General features: G+C 72.3%; 2 protein-coding genes. Both read left to right on the top strand.

All coding sequences use genetic code 11. The annotated features are described in order from the left end of the window. Positions 1-390: 390 nt before the first annotated feature. Entirely contained in the window at positions 391-2334 is a 1944-nt protein-coding gene (locus AOK09_RS38610; RefSeq protein WP_245687633.1) for a lamin tail domain-containing protein, read from the top strand. 218 nt (positions 2335-2552) lie between these two features. Further along, positions 2553-2798, top strand: a complete 246-nt coding sequence (locus tag AOK09_RS35735) for a hypothetical protein (protein ID WP_055591342.1) — start codon at positions 2553-2555, stop codon at positions 2796-2798. Positions 2799-2817: the final 19 nt, after the last annotated feature.

The following is a 2817-nucleotide window of genomic DNA, read 5'->3' as shown; positions in this document are numbered from 1 at the left end:
CCTCGCCGCGCTGAGAACCCGAGCCGCGTAACGGCACCACCTGCCCAGCCGCTCGACGGCCAGACAAGCAGCCTACACGCGGCAGGCGTTGGGGTTCGGTGCGCGGCCGCGTCGCGCGAGGGGTGGCCGGGCCGCAGGCGCAGCGGGGGCACGGTGCTGCGCGGGATCGGCCCCTACCCCGGGGATGGGGCCCCGTCAGAGGCGCTGCCTGGTAGGGGTGTTGCGGCGGCGCGGCTGTGGGGGTGGCCCGGGGGTGCGTCTGAGCGTTCCGGTGGCCAGCAGGTGGCATTCAGCCCGCGTACACGCGCATTCCACGTTGCGTCAGCAGAGTTCGGCTCCGTGCATACACCTCACTCGCGTCCCCGCGTCGCCGCGCTGTGCGCCGCTGCTTTGACGTTCTCAGGTCTTGTGGTCACCGGGGTGCTCGCCGCGCAGCCTGCGGCTGCGGCGGACCCGGCCGGCTACCAGAACGTGCGGATCAGCGAGGTCACCTCGTCGGGCAACGACACGGTGGAGCTGTACAACTCCGGCCAGGCCGCGGTGAGCATCAGCGGCTGGAAAATGTCGGACGACAGCTTCTCCGCGCAGTCGTTCAGCGCGTCCGCCGGCACGATCCCGGCCGGCGGCTTCGTCACCTTCGACTCGCCCAAGGGGCTGGGTGATGCGGACAAGTTGGTGATCTACACCTCCGGCGGGACGGTGGTCGACCGCGTGGAGTGGGCCACCGGCAAGGCCAAGCCGGCGATGGCGCGGTGCGGCGGTGACGGTACGGGGGCGTGGGTGACCTCGACCGCGGTGTCCACGTTCGGCGCCTCCAACGCCTCGGGCTGCCCGTCGTCACTGCCGGCGGCGAGCCGGGTGCGGATCAACGAGGTCACCTCGGACGGCTCGGACACCGTGGAGCTGTTCAACGGCGGTACCAGTGCGGTCAGCGTCGGTTCGTGGAAGTACCTCGACGGCGACACCAGCCACTCGGCGGCGTCGGTCTCCTCGTCCTCGCCGAGCGCGACCAGCGTCCCGGCGGGCGGCTACCTCACGTTCGACTCCGGCATCGGCCTGGGCGACAGCGACTCGGTCTTCCTGGTCGACAGCAACGGCAACACCGTCGACTCGGTGACGTGGGCGACCGGCGCCGCCAAGCCGTCCGCCGAGCGCTGCGCCGACGGCACCGGCTGGTTCCGGACCGCCACGACCGCGACCCTCGGCAGCGCGAACTCCTGCGCGGGCACCGGCGGCACCACCGGCGGCACGACCGGGGGGTCCACGGGCGGGAGCGGTCAGCTGCTCGGCGGCGGCGGCTCCCTCACCAGCGGCTGCACCCCCGAGGCGCCCTCGGGTTCGCACTCCGCCCCGTCCGGGACCCTGGCGTGGCCCGGCGGCCAGGACGTCACGATCGCCGACAACGTCTGCGCCTTCACCACGTCCACCGGCCCCGAGGGCCGGGACGTCAGCGGCCTGGCCTTCGACCCGGCGAACCCGTCGGTGCTGTGGGCCGCCAAGAACAAGAACTGGCTGTACAAGCTGGTCAAGAGCAACGGCAAGTGGATCCCGGACCCGGCGTGGAGCGCCACCGGCAAGCAGATCCGCTTCTCGGGCGGCTCCGGCGAACCGGACTCCGAGGGGCTGACCGTCGGCGGCAACGGCCACCTCTACGTGACCTCCGAGCGCGACAACACCAACAACACCGTCCCCAAGGACACGATCCTGGAGTTCGACCCGGCCGCGAGCGGATCCACCCTCACCCCCGTCCACCAGTGGGACATGACCTCGCAGTTCCCGCAGCTGAACACGGGCAGCAAGGACGACGCCAACCTGGGCTTCGAAGGCGTCGGCTACGTACCGGACAGCTGGCTGACCGCGGCCGGCTGGGCCGACCCGCTCACCGGCGCCGCCTACAACCCCGCGAACTACCCGCTGCACGGATCGGGCCTGTACTTCGCGGGCCTGGAGTGGGACGGCAGCCTGCACGTCTACGGCCTGAACTCCGACGGCACGTTCACCACGTTCGGCACGGTCGCGACCGGCAAGGCCTCCGTGATGGACGTGACGTTCGACGCCGCAACCCAGCGCATCATCGCGACCTGCGACAACACCTGCGGCGAGACCCACACCCTGATGACGGTCAACACCGCCGGCGCGCTCGTCCCCGACGTGACCTACACCAACCCCGCCGTCATGCCGACCGACAACCTGGAGGGCTTCGCGATCGCCCCGGCCTCGACCTGCGTCAACGGCCTGCGCGAAGCGGTCTGGTCCGACGACGGCATCTACGGCTTCGGCTCCGCAAGCTCCTCCTACGGACACGCCCTCTACAGCGGCACCTTCCCCTGCTGATCCCGCAGACCACCGGCAGTACGCAGCGGCGACGCTCCCGGCAGACCAGGTGGCCCACCCGCCCGTTGCCGGGAACGTCGCCGTCCCCGCCCCCGGGCACCCGCCCGGGGCGCCGCTGGGGGCTGGTGGCCGCTTCCGCTCGTCGCGGGCGGCCGGTCGCGCGATTAGGCTCTGCGCGACCGGGCTCGGGTAGGGCGGACGGGGGCGGGGGGGCAGGTATGGAGATCCGGCGTGGCAGCATCCATGGCGGCTGGGTGGCGGCGCTGGTGGTGTTCACGGTGGTGGCCTGCACACTGGCGCTGTGGGCCGCGCACCACGACAGGACCCCGGCGGGCTGCCGCTACACGGGGAAGTCCGAGCAGTGCACCTCACCGGCGACGCAGCCGGATCCGGACTCCTTCACCACCGGCACCCCGGCGGACGGCACCCCGGCGGACGACGGCTCGGGGGACGGCGGCTTGTGACGCGGCCGGTCCCCGGCGG

It is taken from the genome of Peterkaempfera griseoplana, assembly GCF_001418575.1.
Classification (GTDB): Bacteria; Actinomycetota; Actinomycetes; order Streptomycetales; family Streptomycetaceae; genus Peterkaempfera; species Peterkaempfera griseoplana.
Note: the sequence above shows the minus strand (reverse complement) of the source record. Positions and strands in the feature narration are given on the sequence as shown.